This window comes from Exiguobacterium sp. s48, assembly GCF_018617395.1.
Taxonomy (GTDB): domain Bacteria; phylum Bacillota; class Bacilli; order Exiguobacteriales; family Exiguobacteriaceae; genus Exiguobacterium.
The window spans coordinates 1-769 of record NZ_JACSKC010000013.1; the positions used below are offsets into that span (position 1 = coordinate 1).

The following is a 769-nucleotide window of genomic DNA, read 5'->3' on the forward strand; positions in this document are numbered from 1 at the left end:
ATAGCTCTTAAATTGACGAAGCTTGCGCTTCATTCAAAAATGATAAAACTTATTTTTGCCTCATCGTTCAGTTTTCAAAGTTCGTCTGTAAAAAATAAAAATGGTGGAGCCTAGCGGGATCGAACCGCTGACCTCCTGCGTGCAAGGCAGGCGCTCTCCCAGCTGAGCTAAGGCCCCATATAAGTGATGATGGTCGGGAAGACAGGATTCGAACCTGCGACCCCTTGGTCCCAAACCAAGTGCTCTACCAAGCTGAGCTACTTCCCGTCGAAAATGGTGCACCCTGAGAGATTCGAACTCCCGGCCTTTAGATTCGTAGTCTAACGCTCTATCCAGCTGAGCTAAGGGTGCGAGACGAATAATCATCATGGGAAAAATATTAATGGTACCGAGGGCCGGACTTGAACCGGCACGAGGAAACCCTCGCAGGATTTTAAGTCCTGTGCGTCTACCAATTCCGCCACCCCGGCAAGGTATAATTTCTAGCGGTAGACTTTTTAAAAAAGATCAAATGGTGCCGGCGAAAGGATTCGAACCCTCGACCCTCTGATTACAAGTCAGATGCTCTACCAACTGAGCTACACCGGCAGGTGTAAATGGTGGAGGATGACGGGATCGAACCGCCGACCCCCTGCTTGTAAGGCAGGTGCTCTCCCAGCTGAGCTAATCCTCCAATATGTAGCCTGGCAACGTCCTATCCTCACAGGGGGAGATCCCCCAACTACTTTCGGCGCTGAGACGCTTAACTTCCGTGTTCGGCATGGGAACG

Annotated in this window: 6 tRNA genes and 1 rRNA gene; all 7 read right to left on the minus strand. The window is 50.6% G+C overall.

What is annotated here, in order from left to right:
• Positions 1 to 101: 101 nt before the first annotated feature.
• Positions 102 to 177: transfer RNA gene (locus tag KNO66_RS14785), tRNA-Ala, on the minus strand.
• 13 nt (positions 178 to 190) lie between these two features.
• A tRNA-Pro gene (locus tag KNO66_RS14790) sits at positions 191 to 267 on the minus strand.
• Between the two features lie 7 nt (positions 268 to 274).
• Positions 275 to 351 (minus strand) — tRNA-Arg (locus KNO66_RS14795).
• A 32-nt stretch (positions 352 to 383) separates the two neighbouring features.
• A tRNA-Leu gene (locus KNO66_RS14800) sits at positions 384 to 470 on the minus strand.
• A 42-nt stretch (positions 471 to 512) separates the two neighbouring features.
• Positions 513 to 588, minus strand: a tRNA-Thr gene (locus KNO66_RS14805).
• Positions 589 to 597: 9 nt separating this feature from the next.
• Positions 598 to 673, minus strand: a tRNA-Val gene (locus KNO66_RS14810).
• 8 nt (positions 674 to 681) lie between these two features.
• Positions 682 to 769, minus strand: a 5S ribosomal RNA gene (rrf, locus tag KNO66_RS14815); the annotation flags it as partial.